Source organism: Sphingomonas sp. HF-S4, from assembly GCF_032911445.1.
GTDB classification, from domain to species: domain Bacteria; phylum Pseudomonadota; class Alphaproteobacteria; order Sphingomonadales; family Sphingomonadaceae; genus Sphingomonas; species Sphingomonas agrestis.
Genome location: NZ_JAWJEJ010000001.1, coordinates 624,555 through 648,906, shown reverse-complemented (window position 1 = coordinate 648,906; position 24,352 = coordinate 624,555). Strand labels below are relative to the sequence as shown.

Genomic DNA, 24,352 nt, shown 5'->3' with positions numbered 1-24,352 from the left:
GGTGCCGAATATGAGCCTAATAGGTCCTCCCTGATTGTTCGGGGGGCCGCCCCTGGCTTCTTCGGGGGGGCTTGCATTGAACGTGAAACCGCTGGGCTGGACCGCGATCGGCTGCTCGTTCCTGGCGCTGGCGGGCACGGCCCATGCGCAGACCGCGAGCCAGATTATCCCGCCCAGCTTCGCGCCCCCGACGGTCCGCGACGACGGCGCGATCGTCCTGCCGGAAAGCACCGGCGCGGTCGCGCCCGCGGGATCGGACCAAGTGTTCGTGCAAGTCGTCGAGGTGGCGATCGAAGGCGATGCTCCCGTCGATGCCGTCGCGCGGCTGAAAGCCAGGCTGGTCGGCAAGCGCGTCTCGGTTGCCGAGGTCTTCGCGGCCGCCGCCCAGCTCGAAACCGCGCTCGCCCGTAGCGGCCGGGTGCTATCGCGAATCGTCGTGCCGGCGCAAACGCTGGCCGGCGCCGATGGTGGTGCTACACTGCGGCTGCGCGTGGTCGATGGATTTATCGAACGGATCGACGGCGCCGCCTTGTCGAAGCGGGTGCGCGGCCGGGTCGATGCGCTGCTGGCGCCGCTGATCGGGCGCAAGGATGTGACGCTTGCCCAGATCGAGCGCCGGCTCACGCTGGCGGGCGACGTGCCCGGACTGACGCTGTCCTCGACGATCGCCGCGGGCACGCAGTTCGGCGGAACGGTGCTGATCATCGAGGGGCGCCATCGGCCGGTCAGCGGCTTCCTGACCTTCGACAATCTGCTGTCGCGCGATCTGGGCCGGATCAGCTTCGGGCTCGGAGTGAATTTCAACTCGGTGCTGGGCGCGGGCGAGACGATCTATCTGCGCGCCAGCGGCCTGCCCAACACCGGCCATGGCACCAGCGTGCTCGATCCGACGCCGCGCAACCGCGCCCTCGCCGCCGGAATCGCGCTGCCGCTCGGCAGTGACGGCCTCAGTCTCACCACCGAATATACCGACGCCCGGCTGGCGCCGCGGCACGAGGCCGCGCTGCCGGGGATCGCCAGCCACTTCGAGCGGCTGTCGGTCCGGCTGCAATATCCGCTGGCGCGATCGCGTTCGTTCACGCTCGGCAGCGATCTCGGACTCGACGTGCAGCGCGAGCGGGTGCGGATCTTCGACCCGGCGAACCTCGCGCTGTCCGAGGACCGGCAGCGCGTGCTGCGCGGCGGCGTCGATCTGTTCGCGCGCCTGCCGGGTGGTGGTTATGTCGCCGGATCGGTCAAGGGATCGTTCGGACTCGACGTCTTCAACGCCCGCTCGGCGGCGGACGCGACCCCGATCCTGCCGCTGTCGCGCGCTGGAGCGGACGCAAGCTTCGAGAAGCTCGAATTCGGGTTGGACGCGGGCCAGCCGCTCGCGTCCAACCTCAGTCTCGACATCAAGGCGCGCGCGCAAGCAGGGCTCGGCCAGGCGATGTCCAATGCCGAACAGTTCGGCATCGCGACTTCGGGCGGAATCTCGCCGCTCCCCGCCGGCCTGATCCAGGGCGACAGCGGCTATTTGCTGCGCGGCGAGCTCCGCGCACCGTTCGACCTGGCCAAGATCGGTGCGCGGCTCGCGCCCTACGTCTTCGGCGCGCGGGGCGGCGTGCGGCTGGAACAGCCGACGGTGTTCGAGCGCCGACGGACCGACGCGTCGGCTTACGGCATAGGCGCCCGGCTCGCGCTGCCCGCGGGCATCACTGCATCCGCCGAATATGGCCGCGCCCATATCGAGCGGGTCTCCGGCACCGCCAATCGCGTCACCTTCTCCGTCATCGCCCAGTTCTGAGGTCCTTCGCTATGGTCCGCTCGCTCTCCGCCTTGCTGCTCGCTTCGACCGCGATCGTCCCGCTGCACGCCCAGGCCCAGTCGCTGCCCAGTGGCGGCAGCGTCGCGGCCGGCTCTGCCGAGATCGGCGCAGCCTCGGGCGGCGCGCTGACGATCCGCCAGAACAGCGATGCGGCGATCATCAACTGGCAGAGCTTCGACATCGATCGGGGTAAGCGGGTCGATATCGTCCAGCCCTCCGCCACTGCCACGTTGCTCAATCGGGTGACCGGCGGCATGACGACGACCATCGCGGGACAACTCAACGCGAACGGCCGCGTGTTCGTCGTCAATCCGAACGGCATCCTGATCACCGCCACCGGCGGCGTGAAGGCGGCGGGTTTCGTCGGATCGACGCTCGATATCGACGATTCCGACTTCATGGCCGGCCGCTACGATTTTTCCGGCAGCAGCGGGATCGTCGTCAATGCCGGCAGGATCCAGGTTGCGCGCGGCGGATATGCCGCGCTGCTTGGCGGCAAGGTCGACAATAAGGGCCTGATCCTGGCGCCGCTGGGCAAGGTCGGGATGGGCGCCGGGACCAGGGCAACGCTGGACTTTTCCGGCGACGGCTTCCTCAAGGTCGCGATCGGCGCCGGCGAGCGCGCGGAACTCGGCATGTCGGGGCGGATCGCGGCCGATGGCGGCACGGTGATCCTGAGCGCGGCGCAGGCTCGCGCGGCGGCGCGCAGCACCGTCAATCTCAGCGGCGTCGTCGAGGCGCGTGGCATCGACACCAGTGCCGGCGGCGTGACGCTCACGGGAGGGGACATCGTGCTGACCGGCGCGATGATCGATGTGTCGGGCACGAGCGGCGGCGGATCGGTCAGGATCGGCGGCGACCGCCAAGGCCTGGGCGATACCGCGCGTGCCGACACGCTACGCGTCGATGCCGCCTCCACCATCCGCGCGGATGCGACCGCAGCGGGCGCTGGCGGCGATGTTGTGCTGTGGTCCGACAAGGCGACCGATTTCACAGGGGCAATCAGCGCGCGCGGCGTGGGCGCAAAGGGCGGCGAAGCCGAAGTCTCGTCCAAAGGGCAACTGGGCTATGGCGGTACCGCCGATCTCACCGGATCGGCCTTCGGTACGCTGCTGCTCGATCCCTACAACCTTACGATCTCCAGCGCGCCGAGCAGCGGCACGGCGGGCTTCGCCGCCAACGCCAACGATAGTGTTCTCAACGCCTCGGCGCTCACCGCCGCGCTCGCCACCGCCAACGTCACGGTTCAGACCGGCAGCAACGGGTCGCAGGTCGGCAACATCACCGTCAGCGCACCGCTGAGCTGGTCGAGCAACGCGACGCTGACGCTCAATGCGGCGAGCAACATCGCGCTCAACGCGGCCATCACCGCGCAGGCGGGCGGGCTGACACTCGTTGCGGGTGGCACGATCAGCCAGACCGGCACGATCGCGATCGGCAGGTTCACCCTGTCGAGCGGCGTATTCGGCACGGTGGCCGCCACGCTTCCCGGCTTTGAAGCGGGCTCGTTTGCGGTGAACGGGGGCAGCTTCGTGCGTGCGACCGGCGGCGATGGCACGGCCGCTACGCCGTGGCTGCTCGCCGACGTCTACGGCCTGCAAGGCATGACATCACTTCGCTCGTCCAACTTCGCGCTCGCCAACGATGTCGATGCGACCGGCACGGTGAACTGGAACGGTGGCGCGGGATTCCGCCCGATCGGCGGGCAAAGCGGCAATCTCTTCGAGTCCGACTTCCGGGGCACGCTGGACGGCCGCGGCTACTCGATCCGCAATCTCTACATCCACCAGCCCTATTACGCCGCTTCAGGGTTGTTCGTCCGCCTCACGAACGCGACGATTCGCAATCTGCGGCTGACCGGCGCGACGATCGAATTCGGTGGCGGCAGCTTCGGTCGCGTGGGCGGACTTGCTGCCTATATATCGGGTTCGGTCGTCAATAACGTCCATATCGACGGCCGTATCACTGCCGGAGGGGCCTTCGGCAACGCCGGTGGCATCGCTTACAGCGCCGTCGACTCGACCCTGTCAAATATCTCGCTCGCAGGAACAATTACGGCCGATAACGTGGCTGCGGGCGTGGCCTATTCGCTGGAGGGCACATCATCTGTCAGCAACGCCTATGTCACGGCGTCCATCACGGGTGATGCCGCGGCGGGAGTCGCCTATGGCAATTACGATGGGACGTCGATCCGCAGCACCTGGGTTTCGGGAGTGCTGACGGGATGGGACAAGGCCGGTATCTCCCTTGGCGGCAGCAGCGGCACGATCGGTACAGACGTATTCTGGGACATGGATACCACGACTGCCAACATCGGCTTCGGCTACGGACCGAATGGCGCGGTCGGACTGACCACCGCGCAGGCGCGGACGCAGGCGGCCTATGCGGGCTTCGACTTCACCAATATTTGGTTCCAGGCAGCAGACATGCGTCCGATCCTGCGCAGCGAGGCGATGTCGGCGGGCGGCGACGGCTACATCCCCGTCTCGACGCTCAACCAGCTGCAGTTGCTTGGCGCCAATCTCACCGCCAATTATCGGCTGGCAGGCGATATCGATGCGGCCGCGACCAACGGGGCGGCGGCCTCCGGCATCTGGGGCAGCGGCGGCTTCGTGCCGATCGGCCTGGGCGGTGCCTTCAATGGCAATCTGGAAGGCGCCAATCACGCGATCAGCAACCTCACGATCAATCGCCCGACGACAGACTTTGTCGGCCTCATTTCGCAGCACCGAAGCCTCGACGAAATCACCATCCGCGACCTGCGCGTGGTTAACGCGGCGGTTTCCGGGAGGAATGCCACGGGCGCGGTGGTCGGATCGGCCCGGTGGAACCTGACGAATGTCTGGGCAAGCGGCACCGTGACGGGCGCGCAACAAGCTGGCGGGATTGCCGGCGAAGTGCTGGGCGGAACGCTGACCAACTTGCATTTCGACGGCTCTGTTCAGGGCGTCGCGAATGTCGGCGGAGTGACCGGGGCACTGGCGGCGAATGCCAGCATGCTGTCCGCCACCGGGTCCGTGGCCGGTACCAACTCGGTCGGCGGGATCAGCGGCACGCTAAGCAACCTCGCGACGATGAGCACCGGCTTCTCGACCTCGTCGGTCATCGCCAGCGGAGTCAATGCGGGCGGCGCGGTCGGCCGCGTGCTGGGCGGAATTTTGACCAACGTCTGGGCCAGCGGCGCAGTGACGGCTGTAAGCAATGCCGGGGGCGTGGCCGGCAGCCAGGACGCAGGGACCACGATCCGCAATTCCTATTGGGATATGACCACCACCGGGCAGACCACCGCGGTGGGTGCCGCGTCCGGTACCAGGACGCTGGTGACCGGTCTGACCACGGCCCAGGCGCGCAACCCGGCCAGCTACGCCAATTTCGCCAACTTCGCCACGACCTGGTATCAAGGCGGCGACATGCGCCCGATCCTGCGCGGCGAGGCGCTGGCCGCCAGCGGCGGTACGGTCGGCGTATTCAACGCGCGCCAGCTGCAGCTGGTGAATGCCAACGTTGCGGGCAATTATACGCTGCTGGCGGATATCGACCTGAGCGCGACCAGCAGCACGGCGGCTTCGTCGGGCGTGTGGGGCGCGAACGGCTGGACGCCGCTGGGTTCGCTCAGCAACCGCTTCACCGGCACGCTGAACGGCGCCAATCGCCTCGTCTCGAACCTGAACGTGGCCAATGCGGACTATGCCGGCCTGTTCGGCTTCAGTGAGACTAACGCATCCATCCGCGACATGACCGTCTCCGGGACCGTGAGCGGCGTGACGGCGGGCGGCCTGATCGGCTCGCATGGTGGTTCAGCCAGCCTGATCTCGGACGTCACCGTCAATGTCGCGGTGACCGGCACTGACTTTGCCGGCGGCCTGGCAGGCCGCAACTCCGCCACGATCACCCGCAGCAGCGCGTCTGGCGCAGTGGTCGGCAACGACGCGATCGCGGTTGGCGGGTTGGTCGGCGAGCTCAATACCGGCGAGCTGAGCTACGCCTTTGCCACCGGTTCGGTCACCACTAACTATATCGCCCCGACCTTCGGCGCCAAGACGGGCGGCCTGATCGGCACTGCCTTTGGGCGTTCGGGTGCGATCCACGATGTCTATGCCACCGGTGCGGTCACGGTAAACTCGCCTAGCCTTGGAGTTTCCGGCTCGGCGACTGGGGGACTGATCGGCGAGAATATCGGCTTTGCCGCTAATGGTTACTCGACCGGGCAAGTCACCGATTCGCGAAGCTTCAACGTGGGCGGGCTGATCGGGGAGCATTCCGGCACCATCGCCAACCTGTTCTGGAACACCCAGACGAGCGGCCAGGCAGTCGGCATCGGCGATACGTTAGGCAGCGCGGTGGGGTCGGCGATCGGCCTCACCACCGCGCAGATGACCGACCTGGCGTCCTACGCCACCACTTATGCCGGCTTCGATTTCAACAGCGTGTGGGTGCCGCCGAACCAGTCGGGCCAGGGCGGCGACGCGACCGCGCATTATCCCGAGTTGTATGGATTCACGAATGCGGTGGTCGTCGGCGCACCCAGCCGCGCTTATGGCGACGACAACGGCGCTTTCGTCGCCACCTATACCGGCCTGCAATCGCGCGATTACCTCCAATCGCCTGGCACGCTGACCACCGCGGCGACCGCGACCAGTGGGGCTGGCACCTACGCGGCGACTCTGACCGCCCCCACGATCGCGTCACTCAGCGGACGCAGCTATCGCACGTTGCTGTTGCCGGCCACGACGACGCTCACCGTCACGCCGCGCGCAATCACCATCGCGGCGAACGCGCAGACGCGGGTCTATGGCAATGTGCTGGGGAGCCTCACCTATTCGGTGCTCGGGCGGGGCCTGGTCAACGGCGACACCCTGAGCGGCGCGCTGGCAACCCCTGCGGTCCAGGGCAGCGACGTCGGCAGCTATGCGGTCACGCAGGGCACGCTCGGCGCGAGCACCAACTATGCCGTGAGTTATGCGGGCGCCGACCTGTCGATCACCGCGCGCCCGATCACCGTCACCGCCGACGCACAGAGCCGCATCTACGGCAACGCCAACCCTACGCTCACCTATGCCGTCGGCGGAAGCGGGCTATACGGCAGCGACACCTTGAGCGGGGCGTTGGCGACGACCGGCACCCAACCCGCCAATGTTGGCAGCTATGGGATCAGGCGGGGTACGCTTGGCAACGCCAACAGCAACTACGCGATTACCTTCATCAGTGCGAACCTGACGATCACGGCGCGCCCGATTACGGTCACCGCCGACGCACAGAGCCGCATCTATGGCGATGCCAACCCGGCGCTGACCTACACCGTTGGCGGCAACGGGCTGTACGGCAGCGATTCGCTGAGCGGCGCGCTGGCGACAACGGCAATCCAGGGCAGCGATGTCGGCGGCTATGCGATTGGCCAAGGCTCGCTGGCGGCCAGCAGCAACTATGCACTAACCTATGCCGGCGCCGACCTGTCGGTCACGGCGCGCCCGATCACCGTCACCGCCGATGCCCAAACCCGCATCTATGGCAATGCGAACCCGACCCTCACATACGCGATCGGGGGTAGCGGCCTGTACGCCAGCGACACGCTGAGCGGCGCCCTCGCGACAGCCGCTACCCAAGGCAGCAACGTCGGCGTCTATGCGATCGGCCAGGGTGCGCTGGCGGCGAGTAGCAACTACGCACTAACCTATATCGGCGCCGATCTGTTGGTCACCGCCCGCCCGATCACCGTCGCCGCCGACGCCCAGAGCCGCATCTATGGCGATGCCAATCCGACGCTGACCTACACCGTCGGCGGCAGCGGGCTGTACGGCAGCGATATACTGAGCGGGGCTTTGGCGACGAGCGCCACCCAGGGCAGCAACGTCGGCAGCTACGCGATCACCCAGGGCACGCTTGGCACCAGCGGCAATTATGCCGTGGCCTACACCGGCGCCGATCTCTCGATCACCGCGCGCCCGATCACCGTGGCGGCGGATGCGCAGAGCCGCATCTACGGCAACGCCAATCCCGCGCTCACCTACACCATCGGCGGCAGCGGGCTCTACGGCAGCGATACCCTCAGTGGCGCGCTGGCAACGGCCGCTACCCAGCGCAGCGACGTCGGCAGCTATGCGATCACGCTGGGGACGCTGGCAGCACAGAACGGCAATTACGCCCTGACCTATGCCGGCGCCAATCTGTCGGTCACCGCTCGCCCAATCACCGTCACCGCCAATGCCCAGACGCGCGTCTATGGCAATGCGAACCCGCCCCTCACTTACGCGATCGGCGGCAGCGGGCTGCACGGCAGCGATGCGCTGAGCGGCGCCCTCGCGACCGCGGCGACGCAGAGCAGCGATGTCGGCATCTATGGCATTGGCCAAGGCACGCTGGCAGCAGGCAGCAACTACGCCCTGACCTATAACGGCGCCAATCTGTCGGTCACCGCCCGCCCCATCACCGTCACCGCCGATGCCCCGACGCGCATCTATGGCAACGCAAACGCGGCGCTGACCTACACGGTCGGCGGCAGCGGGCTGTATGGCAGCGACACGCTGAGCGGCGCCCTCGCGACCGCGGCGACGCAGAGCAGCGATGTCGGCATCTATGGCATTGGCCAAGGCACGCTGGCAGCAGGCAGCAACTACGTCCTGACCTATAACGACGCCAATCTGTCGATCACCGCCCGCCCCATCACCGTCACCGCCGATGCCCAGACGCGCATCTATGGCAACGCAAACGCGGCGCTGACCTACACGGTCGGCGGCAGCGGGCTGTACGGCAGCGATGCGCTGAGCGGCGCCCTCGCGACCGCGGCGACGCAGAGCAGCGATGTCGGCATCTATGGCATTGGCCAAGGCACGCTGGCAGCAGGCAGCAACTACGCCCTGACCTATAACGGCGCCAATCTGTCGGTCACCGCCCGCCCCATCACCGTCACCGCCGATGCCCAGACGCGCATCTATGGCAACGCAAACGCGGCGCTGACCTACACGGTCGGCGGCAGCGGGCTGTATGGCAGCGACACGCTTAGCGGCGCGCTCGCGACTGGCGCTGCCCAGGGCAGCGACGTCGGCAGCTATGCGATTACCCAGGGTTCGCTGACGGGCGGCACCAACTATGCGCTGAGCTATGCCGGCGCCGAGCTAATCGTGACCCTGCGCCCGATCACCGTTACCGCTGCCGCCACGGCCCGCATCTACGGCGACGCAAATCCTGCACTAGGCTATGCAGTTGGCGGCAACGGTCTGTACGGAAGCGACAGCCTCGGCGGCGCGCTCGCCACAGCCGCCACACCCGGCAGCGGAGTCGGGACCTACGCGATCACGCAGGGGACGCTGGGCGCAAGCGGCAACTACGCCATCACCTATGCCGGGGCGAACCTCACCATCACCCCCCGCCCGATCACCGTGACCGCGGACGCAAAATCGCGCATCTATGGCAACCCGAATCCGGCGCTCACCTATACCATCGGGGGCAGCGGGCTGTATGGCGGCGACGCGCTGAGCGGCGCCCTGGCGACCGCGGCGGCGCAGGGTAGCGATGTCGGTTCCTACGCAATCAGCCAAGGCACGCTGGCGGCGAGCAGCAACTATGCGCTGACCTCTACCGGCGCCACCCTCTCGGTCACCCCGCGCCCGATCACGGTAGCGGCCGATGCTCAGTCGCGGGCCTATGGCTATGGCAATCCTGCGTTGACCTACCATGTCGGCGGCGACGGGCTGTACGGCAGCGACACGCTGAGCGGCGCGCTGGCGACCGCCGCCGCCGCGGGCAGTGACGTCGAAACCTACGCCATCACCCAGGGTTCGCTGTCCGCCGGCAGCAATTATACGCTGCGCTATGCGGGCGCCGACCTCACCGTAACCCCGCGCGCGATCACCGTCACCGCCGACGCCCAGTCGCGCATCTACGGCGACGCCAATCCGGCGCTCACCTATAGCGTTGGCGGCAGCGGCCTCTACGGCACCGACGTGCTCGGCGGCATGTTGACCACCGCCGCCACGCAGAGCAGCAATGCCGGCAGTTATGCGATCACCCAAGGCAGTTTGACCGCCGGCGACAACTACTCGCTGACCTACGCCGCCGCCAACCTGACCGTCACCCCGCGCGCGATCACCGTCACCGCCGATGCCCAGTCGCGCATCTATGGCAACGCAAATCCGGCTCTGACCTACACGGTCGGCGGCAGCGGCCTGTATGGCAGCGACAGCCTCGGCGGCGCGCTGGCGACGACTGCCGCCCAAGGCAGCGACGTCGGCAGCTATGCAATCACGCGGGGGACGCTTGGTAGCAGTGGCAATTATTCCATTACTTACACTGGCGCGGACCTCTCGATCGCTGCGCGGCAGATCACCGTGGCGGCCGACACGCAGACTCGCATCTACGGAAATGCCAACCCGGCACTCACCTACACGATCGGTGGCGATGGCTTGTACGGCAGCGACACGCTCAGTGGTGCACTGGGGACAAGCGCCACGCAGGGCAGCAACGTCGGGAACTATACGATCACCCAGGGGACGCTCGGCACCGGCGGCAATTATGCGGTCTCATATAGTGGCGCCGATCTGTCGATCACCCAGCGTCCGATCACCGTATCGGCTGACCCCCAGAGCCGGATTTACGGCAACGCCAATCCCGCGCTCGCCTACACCATCGGCGGCAGCGGGCTATATGGCACCGACACGCTGGCCGGCATGCTCGCAACTCCCGCCACCCAGGATAGCAATGTTGGCGTCTACGCGATTGCGCAAGGCACGCTGGCGGCGAGCAGCAACTATACGCTGACCTATGCCGGCGCGGACCTTTCGATCACCCCGCGTCCGATCACGATCGCCGCGGATGCCAAGAGCCGGGTCTACGGCGATGCCAACCCGGTGCTGACCTATGCGATCGGCGGTTACGGGCTGTACGGCTCGGACGCGTTGAGCGGTGCGCTCGCCACAACCGCCACGCAAGCCAGCAATGTCGGCACCTATGGCGTCACCCAAGGCACGCTGAGCGCGAGCGGTAACTATGTTGTAACCTTTGCCAGCGCGACCCTCGGGGTCACGCCGCGATCGATCTCGGTCGCGGCGGACAATCAGACGCGGCCGGGCGGCGAGGCCAATCCGCCCTTGACCTATCGCGTCTCCGGTCTCGTCAACGGCGACGCCCTGACGGGCGCGCTGGCGACGAGCGCCACGGTGGAGAGCATTGCGGGTGCCTATACGATCACGCAGGGCAGCCTGGCCGCGTCGTCCAATTACCAGATGCAGTTCACACCGGGGACGCTGACGGTCACCGAAAATCAGCAACCTTCCTTCGCCATCATCTACTCTGCAAGCACCGTTCTGCGTGATGCCGTTGCTGAACATTGGGCGCAGGCCCGCAAACTGCCTTACGAGCTGCGCGATACACCCAGTCCGTGGAAATTTTCGACTGCTCCCATCTGCTTCAGCCAGGCCGGATGCGAACTATCCAAATAGGTATGGAGCAGGGCTTGCCCAGTTCGCGACGGTCTTCCCCGAAGAGGCAGCGGTTTAGGGATAGTAAGCCGAATTCCGCGGGCATGGGCGCGTCCTGGCCCCAACTAGCTGAACCGCCGTTTTGGGACGAATTTCTGACTGGCAGCCACGACTCCTGTCCGGTCGCTCTTGGGCCGCTTGCGGACTGTCCGGTCTCTGAGCAGTCATTGGCTAGAGCGGACTTAATCTTTCTCGTCATTCTCCCAACAAAATAAGGACCGTCGCTCCGCAGTGGAGCTTCGTTCGAGCGGGAGGGCAGCTTACGCCAAGAGCTGTCCAGCTGCTTCTGGGTCGCTTTCCGACCGGCGCGTCGTTCAACTACCGCTCGACGCCGCGCCCGCCACGTTCACCGTTAAAATCTGATGATTCGACTTTCGGGCTCTCGAGGGCCATTCCGCGCGCGCAATATCATCGCTATAAACGACGGGAATTGGTCGGATCCCTCTGTGTTGGGTCCACCAGATCGCCGGATTAGTTCCGTGCTCCCGCGCCCGCGCTGCGCGCCGCCGTTCCTGCTACCAATCGAACGTGAGCTGCCTCACGCAGGTCGCTTGGAGCTCGGCCAGCCGTTCCGCGACAATGTCTGATGTCCTTTGGCAGGCTGGACCCGTAAGTGCCCGTTCAGAGCGCCCGGCGAAATTCCGGACTGCGGCGGTTCGGCGCCGCCCCTCAGGAAGCCAAGGTAGCTCCCGAACGCATCGAGGGAATGCATTACAGACGGATTCTCAAGTCAGCTTTGCGCTGAGCATGAAGCGTGCGCGGCTTTCCGCCGAGCGCTGCTTGAGCTCGGCAATCTGGCGCTGTTCGGTCGCGTCGAGCATCGCCTCGATGAGCCTACTGAAATGCTGGCGCATCGCCAGCCGCGCCGCCTGCGGGTCGCGCCGCGCAAGCGCATCGACGATCGCGCCGTGCTCATCATGCCGCTGGCGGCTATCGTGATGACATACCGATGAGTGCGTCTGACGCACCTCGGGGAGTTCGGTACGCAGCCGCCAAAGCGACTCGACGACATGGATGATCGCCTTGTTGCCCGAGGCCGAGGCGATGGTTAGGTGGAAGGCGCGATCGACCGCGGTGACTTCGTCGTCATCCATATTGTCGCGCGACATCTGCTCGAGCAGGTCGTGCAGCACCGCGATATCGGTGTCCGAGATGATCGGCGCCGCCAGCGCCGCTGCCTCGGACTCGAAGAGCGCGCGGGCTTCGGTGAGTTCGAACGCGCTCACGATCGGGAGATGCTCGCCGCCCGCCGACCCCTGGTCCGCCACATAGACGCCCGAACCTGTCTTGATCCGCAGCCGCCCGCTCGCCTGCAATGCGATTTCGGCCTCGCGGATCACCACGCGACTGACGCCGAAGCGCTCGGAAAGTTCGCGTTCGCCCGGCAGCCGCGCGCCCGGGGGGAACGCGCCCTCCTCAATCAGCGCAACGATCTGCTCGGCGACATCTTGGAAGAGGCGGCGACTCGTCATCCGGACTAACAATTCCCTGGGTCTATGTCGGAATTGTCATACCACTTGCCGAGCCGCACGCAAGCCACCTCGCGGGCGGCTGTCAAAGTCGCACGCGCGCACCGATAAAGTATTTGGCGCCATAATAATGGTATTGCCGGCTGCTGCCATAGACCGGCATGTCGGTGACCTTGGGGTTGTTGAACACGTTGAGCGCCTCGAACCGCAGCGAGACGTTGCGGTTGAGGTTGTACGACGCGCGCAGATTGACCAGATCCGATGGGCGCACGAAGCGCAGCTGCGTATTGCCGCCTACAAAGTCCTGATAATAGCTCGAGCGATAGGTGTAGATGCCCGACAGCATCACCGGGCCGTTCTGATAATAAAGCTGTGCCGACGCCACGTGCTTCGACGACCCGGACAGCCCGGCGGGTGGGATCACGCCGGGCGCGATCGTGCCAGTGTCGGGATCGAACACGTCGCCGAGGCGGATGTCGTAGTTTTTGAAGCCGACATCGGCATAGCTGTAGCTGACCTTCGCGCCGAACCCGTCGAGCGGCTTGGGCAGCCAGGAGAAGCGGTTCGACAGCGTGACGTCGAAACCGAGCACGCGGCTCTGCTCGTTGCTGTTCTGGCGCTGCGTCACCGGCACGGTGACGTCCTGGCCGTCGATCGCGAATTGCTCGTCGATCCGCACGGGCACGAAGCCGCCACCGAAGCGCTTGTAGAAAAAGGTGCCCGCCACGATCGTGTCGCGGTTGGGATACCATTCGAGCGAGATATCGCCGTTCCACGACATGATCGGCTTTAGACCAGGCGAGCCATCGGCGACGATTTCGCGGATCGCGTCCGAGATCGACGAGAAGGCAGTGCCGTCGTCGAGCGCAACCGTCCGCCCCGCTGCGAGATCGCTGGGCGCCGGGCGCGACATGCCGCGATATCCGGCGACGCGTGCGATCAGCGTGGAAGTCAGTTCAAAATTGGCGTTCACGCTCGGCAGCACGCGGAAATAGCTGTTGGTCAGCACCTGGGTGTCGAAGTCCCCATTCTCGACCAGCCTGACCGATCCGTCCGAATTGCTGATGACGTCGAGCCCCGAGCGCAGCCCGATCGAACGGACGTCGGTCTGCACCGCGCGCACGCCGAAGTTGCCGCGGATCGGCAGATTGCCGATGCTGCTCTGATAGCTCGCCATCGCATAGCCGGCCCAGACCTTCTCGGTGACGTCGGCATTGTCGACCGCGCGCAGGTCCTCGTTCGCGCCAGGATCCAGCGTGCCGAGATAGCCCTCGAACTGGCACAGCGTGTCGAACGTTGCCCATTGAGCGATCGACTGCGCGGGGGCATCCTCGAGATAGCCGGTCTGCGGAAAGGCACGGCGGCAGGCGCGGTTAACGTCGCGATCGACCGTCCGCACGTCCTGGGTGATCTCGACCAGATCGTTGATGTTCTCGTAGCGTCGGTGCGAATAGCGCCCGCCGATATCGAAGCGCTTGAGGAAGCCGCCATCGACTTCGTAGCTCGCATCGAGCCGCGCGGCGAAGATCTTGTCCTGCTTGTATTCGAGGTCGCGCCGCAGCCGCGCATCGTCGCTGTAGAGCGCCCAGTTGTTGACGTCGAAGCGCGGATCGAGCGCGATCACGGCGGCATAGCCGCCGCTCGCATCATAAGTGTAGCTGATGCGCTGGTTGTTGAGCGGGGTGCGGACATTGTCGATGTCGAACGGATCGGTGCGCAGCCGAGTCGACCGCTGGAGCGTGTTGCGCTTGGTCTGCGAATAGGACACGTCGCTCGACAACGTCAGCCGGTCGCTCGCCTTCCACGAGATATTGCCGCCGCCGCCCAGATATTCCTCGTTGCGGTCGAGCACGGTGCCGTTGGCCTCGATCGAGGTGAGGCCCGACATCGAGATCAGCCGGTGCTGGTCGTCATAGACGATGTTCCGCAACTGGTACCGTGTCTCGGACAGGTTGAGGTCGTGCCGGTCCTCGCGATAATCGCGGTTCGAATATTGCAGGTCGAGATTGACGTCGATCCGGTCGTTGGGCTGCCACTGCACCGAGCCCATGAACGCGTCGCGCTTGTCCTGCTCGGTGATCTGGCGGAAGGTAATCGAATTGGGCACCAGTACGAACGGCGTGCCGGCATTTCCCTGCGCGCGCGTCACTTCGGTGCAATTGCCGGCGGCATTGATCGTGGGGTTGCACGCGACCCAAGTCGAGCTGGCGGCATAGGTTTCTTCGGGATTGTTGACCTCGTTGCGCTGGAAGCCGAGCGCGATACCGAAATCGCCGAGGCTGCCGAGCTTGAACTGGTCGACATAGGAGATCGTGCCGCGCCAGCCCCAGGCGCCCTCGCCGGTGATCTTGTCCTGATAGGGGTTGTAGTTGGCCTTGGCCTCGACCTGGATCGAGCGCTTGCCGTAATCGAGCGGGCGCAGCGTGCCGAGCTCGATCGTCCCCGAGACGCCGCCCTCGACCAGATTGGCCTGTTGCGACTTGTGGATCTTGATGTCGTTGACCAGCTCCGAGGGGAACTGGTTGAAGTTGACCGCGCGGTCGCCGCTGCCGTTGCTCGCCTCGCGGCCGTTGAACGTCGTCGCGCTGAGGAACGAGCCTAGCCCGCGCAGCGAAATCTCGGTGGCGCCGCCCTTTTCCTGATGGCTGGTCGCGCCGGTGATGGTCTGGATCGCTTCGCCAATCGACAGCGCCGGCAGGTCGCCGATCTCGGTCGAGCTCAGCGCGTCGACGATGGCGTTCTCCTCGCGCTTTACCGCGTTCGACGTTTCGATCGTCGCGCGCACGCCGGTAACGACGATCGCGTCGTTCTCCACGGTCTGGTCATCCACCTCGGCGTCCGCCGCCGGCGCCGTCTGCGCCATGCCCGGGGTCGCCGCGGCCAGGCACCACAATGCCGCACCGCCAGCGAACATCGTCTTGCGAATCGCCGATCCACGCCGCAGCTGGGTTTCGCCCCTCATCCAATCCTCCACTATATTATGCCCATTGGATTGATGAACTTCCTCGTTGATGTCAAGGCGCATATACATACCAATCATTAGGCCAATTGGTATGCACATCGTAGGAGAGATTGACGTGCCGGACCAGCCTGCCATCCTGTGCTTCGGGGAAGTCCTGTTGCGGCTGAACCCCATCGGTGCGGAGCCGCTGGCGCATAGCGAGCGGCTGCAGCTTCACGTCGGTGGCGCGGAGGCGAATGTCGCCGGTGCGCTGGCAACGCTGGGGCACCACGCAGCGATGGTCAGCGTCGTGCCAGATCAGCCGCTCGGGGAGCGTGCGATCCGCGCCTTGCGTGCGGCCGGCATCGACACGCAGCCGGTGCGGCGACGGCCCGGCCGCCAGGGGCTGTACTTCCTGGCACCCGGCGCGTCGTTGCGCGCATCCGAGATCCTGTACGATCGCGAGGGCAGCAGCTTCGCCTGCGAGGACTGGGCGGCACTCGACTGGCCGGGGCTGCTCGCCGGGTTCGACTGGCTCCATGTTTCGGGAATCACCCCGGCGCTTGGCCCCATGCTGGCCGATGCCACGCTGACGGCGATGCGCGCGGCGCGCGCCGCGGGGGTTCGCATCTCCTATGACGGCAATTACCGCCCGCAGCTCTGGGGCCGCTGGTCCGACGCGCCCGCATCGACGCTGGAGGTGCTGGTCGCCGAAGCGGACCTGTTCTTCGGCAACCATCGCGACTTCGGCCTGCTGCTCGGCACCCAATTTTCGGGCGAAGGTCCCGAGCGCCGCCGCGAAGCCGCCGAAGCCGGATTTGCCAGTTTCCCCAATCTCCGCTGGATCGTCTCGACTGCGCGTCAGGTCGATAGCGTCGACCAACACCGGCTGCGCGCGCGGATTGACACGCGCAACGCCGCCTTTGTCACCGAGGAGCATGTCATCCCCGGCGTGGTCGACCGGATCGGCACCGGCGACGCCTTTGCCGCGGGGGTGTTGCACGGGCTGATGCGCGGCGAGGACGAGCAGGCCGCGGTGCGCCACGGCCTCGCCCTCGCCTGCCTCAAGCATAGCGCGCCCGGCGACATGACGCTGTTCGATCGGGCCGCGCTCGAGGCGTTTGGCGAAGGTGGGCTCGATGTGCGCCGCTAAACAGCCCCGGGGCGGGCGCTAGGGCACTAGCTGGCCGCGCAGCGCCGGCACCGCCCTGGCCAGCCCGTTCGCCACCACGCGTCCGAACACCCGAGCCCCGGCATCGCCGACATGCGTATAGTCGAACTTGCGCGTGATCTGGCCGCGCGGCCCCTCGGGGGTGGTCGGAGCATCGGGCAGCCGCGCCGCATCGGCCGGGCGCGGCTTGCGCGTCGTCCCTGCCTGCGCCGCGGCGAGTTCTTCGGCATTGGGCTCGGCCTGGGCGAGCTTGGTCGCCGCGACCGGCCCAAGCTTCTGGACCAAAGCCGCGCTGTCGGCGTTGAGGTCCACCAGCGGCGTCTGCGTCGCCGCCGCCACTTTCCGGACCTCGGCCGACCACACGTCTAGCGTATTGTTGAGCTTGCCCTGCTTGAACTCGCGCCGCGACAGCGGAGTCAGCAGCACCGGTATGCCCCCCGCCGCGCGCACCTCCTGCACATAGCGCGTGAGGTTAGCCGGGAACTCGCTTTCTATCGCCGTCCAGCGTTCACTCGCGCTGGACTGGTCGTTATGCCCGAACTGGATCAGCACATAGACTGCGTCATAGCCTTTCACGCCGATCTCGTTGCGGGCGATCTCCCACGAACCTTCCTGGCGATAGCTGCGCGTCGAGCGTCCGCCGCGGCCCAAATTGAGGCAGGCGACGCTCGACTTGACGTGCGCGGCGCAGAACATCGACGCCCAGCCGCTGCCCGGCGCCATGGTGGAGTCGCCGACCAGGATCAGCTTGACTGCCTTGATCGGCGCCGCGTCCGTGCGCGTCTTGGGAACTTCGCCCGGCGCGCGCGGCTCGGCCGGCACGGTCTGGGCATGAGCCGCTGGCGCTGCAAGCAGCGCCAGCGGGAACAGGGTCTTGAGCATCCGACCTCCTCAGGAGAAGAACAGCCCGCCATTGATGTCGAGATTGACGCCGGTGAGGAACGACGCGTCCTCCGAGAGCAGATACGCCACCGCCGCCGCGACTTCGTCCGGATGCCCCTCGCGGCGCAGCGGGGTGTTGCCCGCCACGGCCTTGCGCCCCTCGGGTTTGGAGAAGGTGTCGTGGAAGCTCGTCCCGATCAACCCGGGGCACAGCGCGTTGGCGCGAATGCCCTGCGGTCCGAGCTCCTTCGCCCAGCCGCGGGTCAGCGTCATCAGCGCGCCCTTGGCGGTGGCATAAACCGTCGCGCCTGGCCCGCCGCCGTCACGCCCCGCCAGCGACGCCAGATTGACGATTGCGCTTCCCTGCTTGAGGTGCGGGAGCACGGCCTTGGTGACGAGGAAAGCGGACTTGAGGTTCAGGTCCATGACGAGGTCGTAGAAGGCCTCGTCCATCTCGGCGAGAGTCTTGCGGGCGACTATTCCGCCGGCGCAATTGACCAGCAGGTCGATCGTCTCGCCATAGGCGGCAGTCGTCGCCGCGATCATCCCGGCGACTTCGTCCGCCTTGGTCACGTCAGCACGGTGGAGCAGTGCGTTGCCGCCGGCATTGACGATCTCGTCGGCAGTGGCCTGCGCCGCGGCGGCATCGCTGCGGTAATTGACCACGACCTTCGCGCCCTCGGCCGCGAGCCGCATCGAGATCGACCTGCCGATATCGCGCCCGCCGCCGGTGACGATGGCAACCTTGTCCTTGAACTTCACTATACAGCCCCTTGGTTGGAAATGGTGATCGGATCGGAAAGCGGCGCCTCGCGCCCGCCCAGTATCCAGACGGCGAGCACGCCCAGCGGGACGATCGCCGCCGCCAACGCGAAGATCGGCGCATAGCTCTGCGCGGTCAGCGCCGGCACGAGCCAGGTGGTGATGAGCGTTCCCGCGACCGCGGCGGTGCCGCCGATCCCGGCGAGCGAGCCGACCGCGCCGCCGGCGAAATAGTCGCTGGGCAGCGTCTGGATGTTGTTGATCGCCACCTGGAAGCCGAACAGGATCACCGCGATCAGCAGCACTGCGGTTAGAGGGTCCGACGCCTGCATCGTGAGCAGCAGCGGCGGGAACATGATCACGCCGCCCACGGTGATCGCCGCGCGCCGCGCCTTGAGCGCGGGCCAGCCGGCACGGATCAGCGCGCCCGATGCCCAGCCGCCCGCCAGGCTGCCCAGCATCGCGCCGACAAAGGGCACCCAGGCGAACAGCCCGATCTGCTTGACGTCGAAACCGAAGGTTTCGGCCAAATAGATCGGCAGCCACGACACGAACAACCACCAGACCGGATCGAGGAAGAAGCGGCTGACCAGGATCGCCCAGCTCTGCTTGTGGCGGAGCAATGCGCCCATACCCGGCGCATAGCCCCCGATGCGCTGCACCGCTTCGCCTTCGCCGGCGATATGCGCGCGCTCGGCATCGCTCAGCCAGGGGTGCGCGTCGGGATCGCTGCGATAGACGAACAGCCAGGGCAGCAGCCAAAGAAAGCCGAGCACGCCGATCACCACGAAGGTCGCGCGCCAGCCGATGCCGACGTAGAGCAATGCCACCAAGGGCGCCGAGACGATCGCGCCGATCGCGGCGCCCGAATTGAAAATGCCCTGCGCCAGCGCGCGCTCGCGCGGCGGGAACCAGGTCGCGTTGGCCTTGGCCGCGCCGGGCCAATTGCCCGCCTCGCTGACGCCCAGCGTCAGCCGCAGCAGCGTCAGCAACCCGAGCGAGCGGACAAAGGCATGCCCGGCGATCGACAGCGACCAGATTCCGATCGAGACGACGAAGCCTAGCCGCGTGCCGATCACGTCGAGCACGCGCCCGAACAGCGCCTGCCCGACGGCATAGGCGATCATGAACATCGTCACGAGCAGCGCGTAATCATTCTTGTCGGCGCCGATGTCCTTGGACACCGCCGGCCACATCACCGCGAGCGCGTTCCGGTCGATATAGTTGATCACCGTCGCAACCGCGATCAGCCCGATCACCAGCCAGCGCAGCCCGGCCACCTTCCGAATCATTTCGCGTCTCCACCGATGTGGGCGAAGTGCCCGGTCCAGCGGATCGTGCGGCCGTCTATCATGGCGCTGTGGGTCTTGTTGGGGTCGGTATCGTCGGCGATCGCGATGATCACCGGTGCGCCCGTGCGGGGCTGGACCAGCACCAGATCGCCGTCGCTGCCGCGGACATGGCGCAGTGCCTGGACCTGGCTCTGGCTCGCCACCGTGGTCTCGGCGGCGGGGTCATAGGCGCCGTGCGGCTCGAGCAGCGAGACGAAGGTCACGTCGGCCTTGCCCGCCACCCGCTGGAGCAGCAGCGGCTCGCGGCGCAGGTTGAAGCGCGGATCGTTAGCGCCGGTCTCGCCCAGATACAACATCGCGCCCTCGGGCGGGAGCATGCGATAGGTGTAGAAACGGCCGCCGTTGATCCAGGTCAGCGCCGCGCCCTCGGCGCCCGCCGTGCCCACTACATCGACCCAGATATGCTGGTACCCGTTGGCCGCGCCAAGCACCGGCCGGGCGGCGGTATTCGACTTGGCCGGGAAGCCAACCTCGATGATGTGCCCTGCATAATGCAGCGGCAGGTCGTAGGTCGCCGGCTTGTCGCCTTTCGCACGCAGCAGGTCGAGCACCAAGGGACTACCCTTGCCGAGCGGCAGCTGGACCAGCGTGCGGCGGAAGGTCACGCCCGGATAGGCGCCCGTCATCTCGGCGGTGCTGACCTTGGTGGGGGCGTCGCCAGCGAAGAACAGCTGGCGCGGCGCATGCTCCTCGCCGAGCTTCCACTTGCCATCGAAATGCGAGCTTTCGTTCACCACCAGCGTGTTGTGCGCGACGGTCTGCTTCGCCCAGCTCTCGTTTTCTTTGAGGTAGCGCCCGCCGTCCTTGGCTTCGATGTTGAGAAAGCGGGCCGCGCCGTAATCGGTGACGATCACCTTGCCGGCGTCATAGAGCAGCCAGTTGAGCTTGTCGAAATGGCCATGCCCCATGCCCATCGCGCTGTTCTTGGCGACCAGCACTTGCGCGGCATCGTCGCCCTGCCGGCTGCGCATCACCGCTAGCGCGCCGCGTGTCCCCTCGGGACCGTCGCGATAGAGCTGCGAGGGGAAGGCGAACGGCTTGAACTTGCCCGCGGCGAGATCGCGCGCCACCGCGATGCCGTCGGGAGTCAGCGTCGAGCGCCCCTGCCACTGCGCGATGCTCAGGAAGCTCGGATCCTGGGTGGCGGCATAGCCGATCGCCACGGCCTGATAGAGTTCGTCGGTCTTGAGGCTCTTGTCGCGCATCGCGTCGTTGAGCGGGAAGAAATAGCCGTCATAGGTTAGCTGGATCGTGGTGCGGATCGCCTTGAGCAGCACGCCGTCGCGCCGCTTCCAGATGCCGAGCTCGGGCTGGTTCGCGGCGATCGCCGCGGCGAACACCACGAAGGGCTGGAGCGCATAGCGCTGGTAATAGGGGCCTTCTGTATAATAGCCGTCGGGCGAGAAGAGTTGGTCGACCTGCGCGAGGAAGCCTGCCTTGCCGCTCTTGTCCGTCCCCTTGAGCGCGCGCGCGACCAGTTCGGAGTCGCGCAGCACATAGCCGGTCATCCCGACGCCCGCCGCGGCCCAGGTCGCGTGATTGTGAATGCGATTGAAGCTCGCGGCATTCCCCACTGACAGGAACTCGGCCATCCGGCGGAAGACGTTGTCGTCGATCGTCTTGCGGTCGGCAGGGCTCAGCGTGTCGCGGATCGCGTCATAACCCTGCGCGCCATAGACAAGCCAGACGCTGTCGTTGAGGCTCTGCCAGAACAGCCGGCCTGCCGCCTCGTTGGCCTTGGCCGGGTGCGGCCCCAGCGTCGGATAGAGTTGGGCATAGGCAAGCAGCAGCCGCCGCGCATAGTCGGCATATCTGGCGTCGCCGGTGATCCGGTAGAGCAGCCCGGCGCCGTAGAGCGCGGTATAGTTTCGTTTGTGCTGCTCATGGGTATAGCCACCGCCCGGATCCTTGGGCACCGGCACGTCGATAGGCGCGCGCATTGCGGCTTCGACCAGCGCCTTCACGCGCGTCAGTTCGCCCGCGAACAGCGGCGGCTGCGCACCACGCACCGCGGCGAACCCTACGGGATCGAACAGCACCGGCCCGGCCGGCTGCGCCGCGACGGGCGCCGCCACGACCAGCGCTGTCGTCACCAGTAGCGCGCGGATCACAGGCTCTTCTCCATCACATTGTCTTCGAGCGCCGCGCGCGGCGGCCCCGCATAGTGCAACTCGCGCACGCTCGGTGCCGGCGTCGCGGCGAAGGTGTTGCCCGCGATCCGCGTGTCGGGGGCGCCGACGCTGTGGACCACAGCGACGCCCTTGCTGCGGACGAAGCGGTTGCCACGCACTTCTGCTTCCTGCACCCCCGAGAGCAGCACCGCGCCGCTGTCGGTCACGGTCGAGCCGGTCATCGCGAAATGCGGGCCGAAGGTGCTTTCGTCGGTGCCGCCGCGATAGAGATCGGCGATGGTGCCGACCTTGACGAAGCGGCTGTCGGCGATCGTCACACGCTCGGCGCTGTACAGCCCGTCAGCGCCGGTCTCGGCATGCGCGGCGACCACCGCGCCGGCGACACCTTCGAAGTCGCTGTCGTCGATCGCGATCGCTTCGGCCAACGTCGCCGGGCTGCTCGCGATCACGTCGCCAGGGACGTTCGCCGCGCGGCTGTGCGCAATCCGCACGCGGTAATTGCCCAGCATCGGCCGCGCGCTCGCCCGGATCACCGCGCTGCCTATGGCCGCGCCGCTGCCGTCGATCGCCACCCCGTCGAGTTGCAGCGCGCCCCCTTCCTCGAGCTGGAACAGCGTCGTGTGCATCCGGATCGTCGCGCTGCCGCGCGCCGCGCGCAGCGTCAGCGGCCGGTCGACCACGATCGGCGCCGCGACCGTATAGCTTCCCGGCGCCAGCCGCACTGCGTCGCCCGCGCCCGCCCGCTTCACTGCATCGCCAAGCGAGGCTCCGGCGCGGACGTCGATCGTCCGACCGCTGTCGAACGCAACCGCGCGCTGCGCCGGCTTTGCGTACCAGGCGACGCCTACACTCTCGCGCGCCACCGAGCGCAGGTCACGGCTCGCTCCTATCGTCAGCGTGCGATCCCGGGGATAGAGCAACCCGTTCTCCGCGCGCTCGAGCGCCACGTTGCGCGCCGGGATCCCGGCAACCGCGCTCGCCTTGCCGGCCAGCACATTGCCTGCAAACTGCACGCCCGAAGCATCGGCCTCGATCCGCAGCGGATCTTTGCCGCCGACGCCCGAAATCAGGTTCCCGGCGATCCGCACGTCGCGCGGCGCCTGCGAGCGCTCGGCATCCGCCCCCGCCCCGATCGTGATCCGCGCCACCTCGACGATGCTGTTGCGCTCGATCATCACGTCGCGCACCGGCATGTAGCGGTTGACCGGCGAGTTGGGCACGCCGTTCATCACGGCGATCGCGCTGGTGAAGTCGGTGCCCGCGAGCCCCTCAAGATAGTTGTTCCGGATCACCTGGCGCTCGTTGATCACGCGGATCCCGCCGCTGTGCGGCACCCCGCGGCCGAGAAACACATTGCCCTCGATGATATTGCCGCTGCCATGGCGCAGCACCAGCGAGCCCTGCGATTCCAGGAACGTGTTGCGCCGGATCATATTGCCGCCCGACTTGACCGAGACGATCTCGACTTCGCCGTCGCACCGCTCGAAAAGATTGTCCTCGACCACGGTGCCCGAATCGCTGCCCGATTCGGTGCTGGTGCCGATCCGGATCGTCTCGCCGCCATTCGAGCCGAGCGGCGGCCGCGGACCGAAATAATTGTGATCGATCCGTGCACGATTATCGAGTGGCATGCCCTTCTGCCGCACGACGATCAGCATCGCACCGCCATTGGCCTTGCCTTCGAAATGCGACTGGTCGACGCGATTGCCGCGGCCGTAGATCGCCACCCAATTGTCTTCGGTGCGCCGATCGGGCTTGTTGAATCGGTCGATGACGATGCCCGTTACGCGGCTATCGTCTGCCCAAGCCTTGGCGCTGGTGCGAAACGCGATCACCTGGTCGTCGGGGGAATAGCCGTTGCGGAAGGTGAGCCCCGAAACTTCCAGGTAGCGCCCGCTAAGCTTCAGGTTGGACGCGCCGGTAAGCACCACATTGCCCGGGGTCTGGGCGGCAAGGCGGATCGGCGCATTGCTGCGCCCCTGCCCCGTCAGCCGGATCTGGAAGTCCTTCCACTCGCCGTCGGCGAGCAAGATCCTATCGCCCGGTGTTAGCTGCCGCGCTGCAGAAGCGTATTCGGCCTGGCTATAAACCAGCCACTCGCGAGCTTGAGCCGGGGCAGAGGCCGCGGCAATCATGCTCCAAGCGATAATCGAGGTTACTCGCACCAATTTTGCCTACTCTGCAGCCTAGCCGGCTGTCTGCATCCAATTCCTAACCAGACTATCGCGCAATGTCAGCACCATGTCTATACCAGTTACACCTACCTCTTTGGCGAACCGTCGCCTGTCCGTATGCAACGGACGCCAGGCCAGCTACGCGACGCTACGCTCGGGACCGAAGCGCCGCCCCTAATCGAGCGTGGA

The 24,352-nt window shown here is 66.5% G+C and carries 10 protein-coding genes; 3 read left to right on the top strand and 7 right to left on the bottom strand.

What is annotated here, in order from left to right:
• The first annotated feature begins 82 nt into the window (after positions 1–82).
• Together RZN05_RS02770 and RZN05_RS02765 are read left to right on the top strand one after the other, a co-directional pair.
• On the top strand, positions 83–1,786 hold the full coding sequence (locus RZN05_RS02770) for a ShlB/FhaC/HecB family hemolysin secretion/activation protein (protein ID WP_317227549.1): 1,704 nt from the start codon (positions 83–85) through the stop codon (positions 1,784–1,786).
• Between the two features lie 11 nt (positions 1,787–1,797).
• The gene (locus tag RZN05_RS02765) at positions 1,798–11,241 is read left to right on the top strand and encodes an MBG domain-containing protein (RefSeq protein ID WP_317225099.1); all 9,444 of its coding nucleotides are present in this window, start codon (positions 1,798–1,800) and stop codon (positions 11,239–11,241) included.
• Between the two features lie 764 nt (positions 11,242–12,005).
• Here the strand turns inward: RZN05_RS02765 and RZN05_RS02760 are convergent.
• Entirely contained in the window at positions 12,006–12,752 is a 747-nt protein-coding gene (locus tag RZN05_RS02760) for a FadR/GntR family transcriptional regulator (protein WP_317225098.1), read from the bottom strand.
• A gap of 82 nt (positions 12,753–12,834) precedes the next feature.
• The gene (locus RZN05_RS02755; protein ID WP_317225097.1) at positions 12,835–15,711 is read right to left on the bottom strand and encodes a TonB-dependent receptor; all 2,877 of its coding nucleotides are present in this window, start codon (positions 15,709–15,711) and stop codon (positions 12,835–12,837) included.
• 91 nt (positions 15,712–15,802) lie between these two features.
• On the opposite strand from RZN05_RS02755, the gene RZN05_RS02750 reads away from it, so the two are divergent.
• Entirely contained in the window at positions 15,803–16,843 is a 1,041-nt protein-coding gene (locus RZN05_RS02750; RefSeq protein ID WP_317225096.1) for a sugar kinase, read from the top strand.
• Between the two features lie 18 nt (positions 16,844–16,861).
• On the opposite strand, the gene RZN05_RS02745 is transcribed toward RZN05_RS02750, so the two are convergent.
• From RZN05_RS02745 to RZN05_RS02725, 5 genes are read right to left on the bottom strand one after another with little or no spacing between them, the layout of a single operon-like run.
• The gene (locus RZN05_RS02745; protein WP_317225094.1) at positions 16,862–17,743 is read right to left on the bottom strand and encodes a rhamnogalacturonan acetylesterase; all 882 of its coding nucleotides are present in this window, start codon (positions 17,741–17,743) and stop codon (positions 16,862–16,864) included.
• Positions 17,744–17,752: 9 nt separating this feature from the next.
• Positions 17,753–18,505, bottom strand: a complete 753-nt coding sequence (locus RZN05_RS02740) for an SDR family NAD(P)-dependent oxidoreductase (protein WP_317225093.1) — start codon at positions 18,503–18,505, stop codon at positions 17,753–17,755.
• Positions 18,505–19,797: an MFS transporter gene (locus RZN05_RS02735; RefSeq protein ID WP_317225092.1), complete on the bottom strand. Its 1,293-nt coding sequence runs from the start codon at positions 19,795–19,797 to the stop codon at positions 18,505–18,507. Before RZN05_RS02735 ends, RZN05_RS02740 begins: the two co-directional genes overlap by 1 nt.
• Positions 19,794–21,968, bottom strand: coding sequence for an alginate lyase family protein (locus tag RZN05_RS02730; RefSeq protein WP_317225091.1), 2,175 nt, complete (start codon positions 21,966–21,968; stop codon positions 19,794–19,796). Before RZN05_RS02730 ends, RZN05_RS02735 begins: the two co-directional genes overlap by 4 nt.
• The gene (locus RZN05_RS02725; RefSeq protein ID WP_317225090.1) at positions 21,965–24,124 is read right to left on the bottom strand and encodes a polysaccharide lyase 6 family protein; all 2,160 of its coding nucleotides are present in this window, start codon (positions 24,122–24,124) and stop codon (positions 21,965–21,967) included. Before RZN05_RS02725 ends, RZN05_RS02730 begins: the two co-directional genes overlap by 4 nt.
• Positions 24,125–24,352: the final 228 nt, after the last annotated feature.

Coding starts and splice junctions, on each gene's coding strand:
- RZN05_RS02765 (WP_317225099.1), top strand. CDS start 1,798: ATGGTCCGCTCGCTCTCCGCCTTGCTGCTCGCTTCGACCGCGATCGTC.
- RZN05_RS02760 (WP_317225098.1), bottom strand. CDS start 12,752: ATGACGAGTCGCCGCCTCTTCCAAGATGTCGCCGAGCAGATCGTTGCG.
- RZN05_RS02755 (WP_317225097.1), bottom strand. CDS start 15,711: ATGAGGGGCGAAACCCAGCTGCGGCGTGGATCGGCGATTCGCAAGACG.
- RZN05_RS02750 (WP_317225096.1), top strand. CDS start 15,803: ATGCACATCGTAGGAGAGATTGACGTGCCGGACCAGCCTGCCATCCTG.
- RZN05_RS02745 (WP_317225094.1), bottom strand. CDS start 17,743: ATGCTCAAGACCCTGTTCCCGCTGGCGCTGCTTGCAGCGCCAGCGGCT.
- RZN05_RS02735 (WP_317225092.1), bottom strand. CDS start 19,797: ATGATTCGGAAGGTGGCCGGGCTGCGCTGGCTGGTGATCGGGCTGATC.
- RZN05_RS02725 (WP_317225090.1), bottom strand. CDS start 24,124: ATGATTGCCGCGGCCTCTGCCCCGGCTCAAGCTCGCGAGTGGCTGGTT.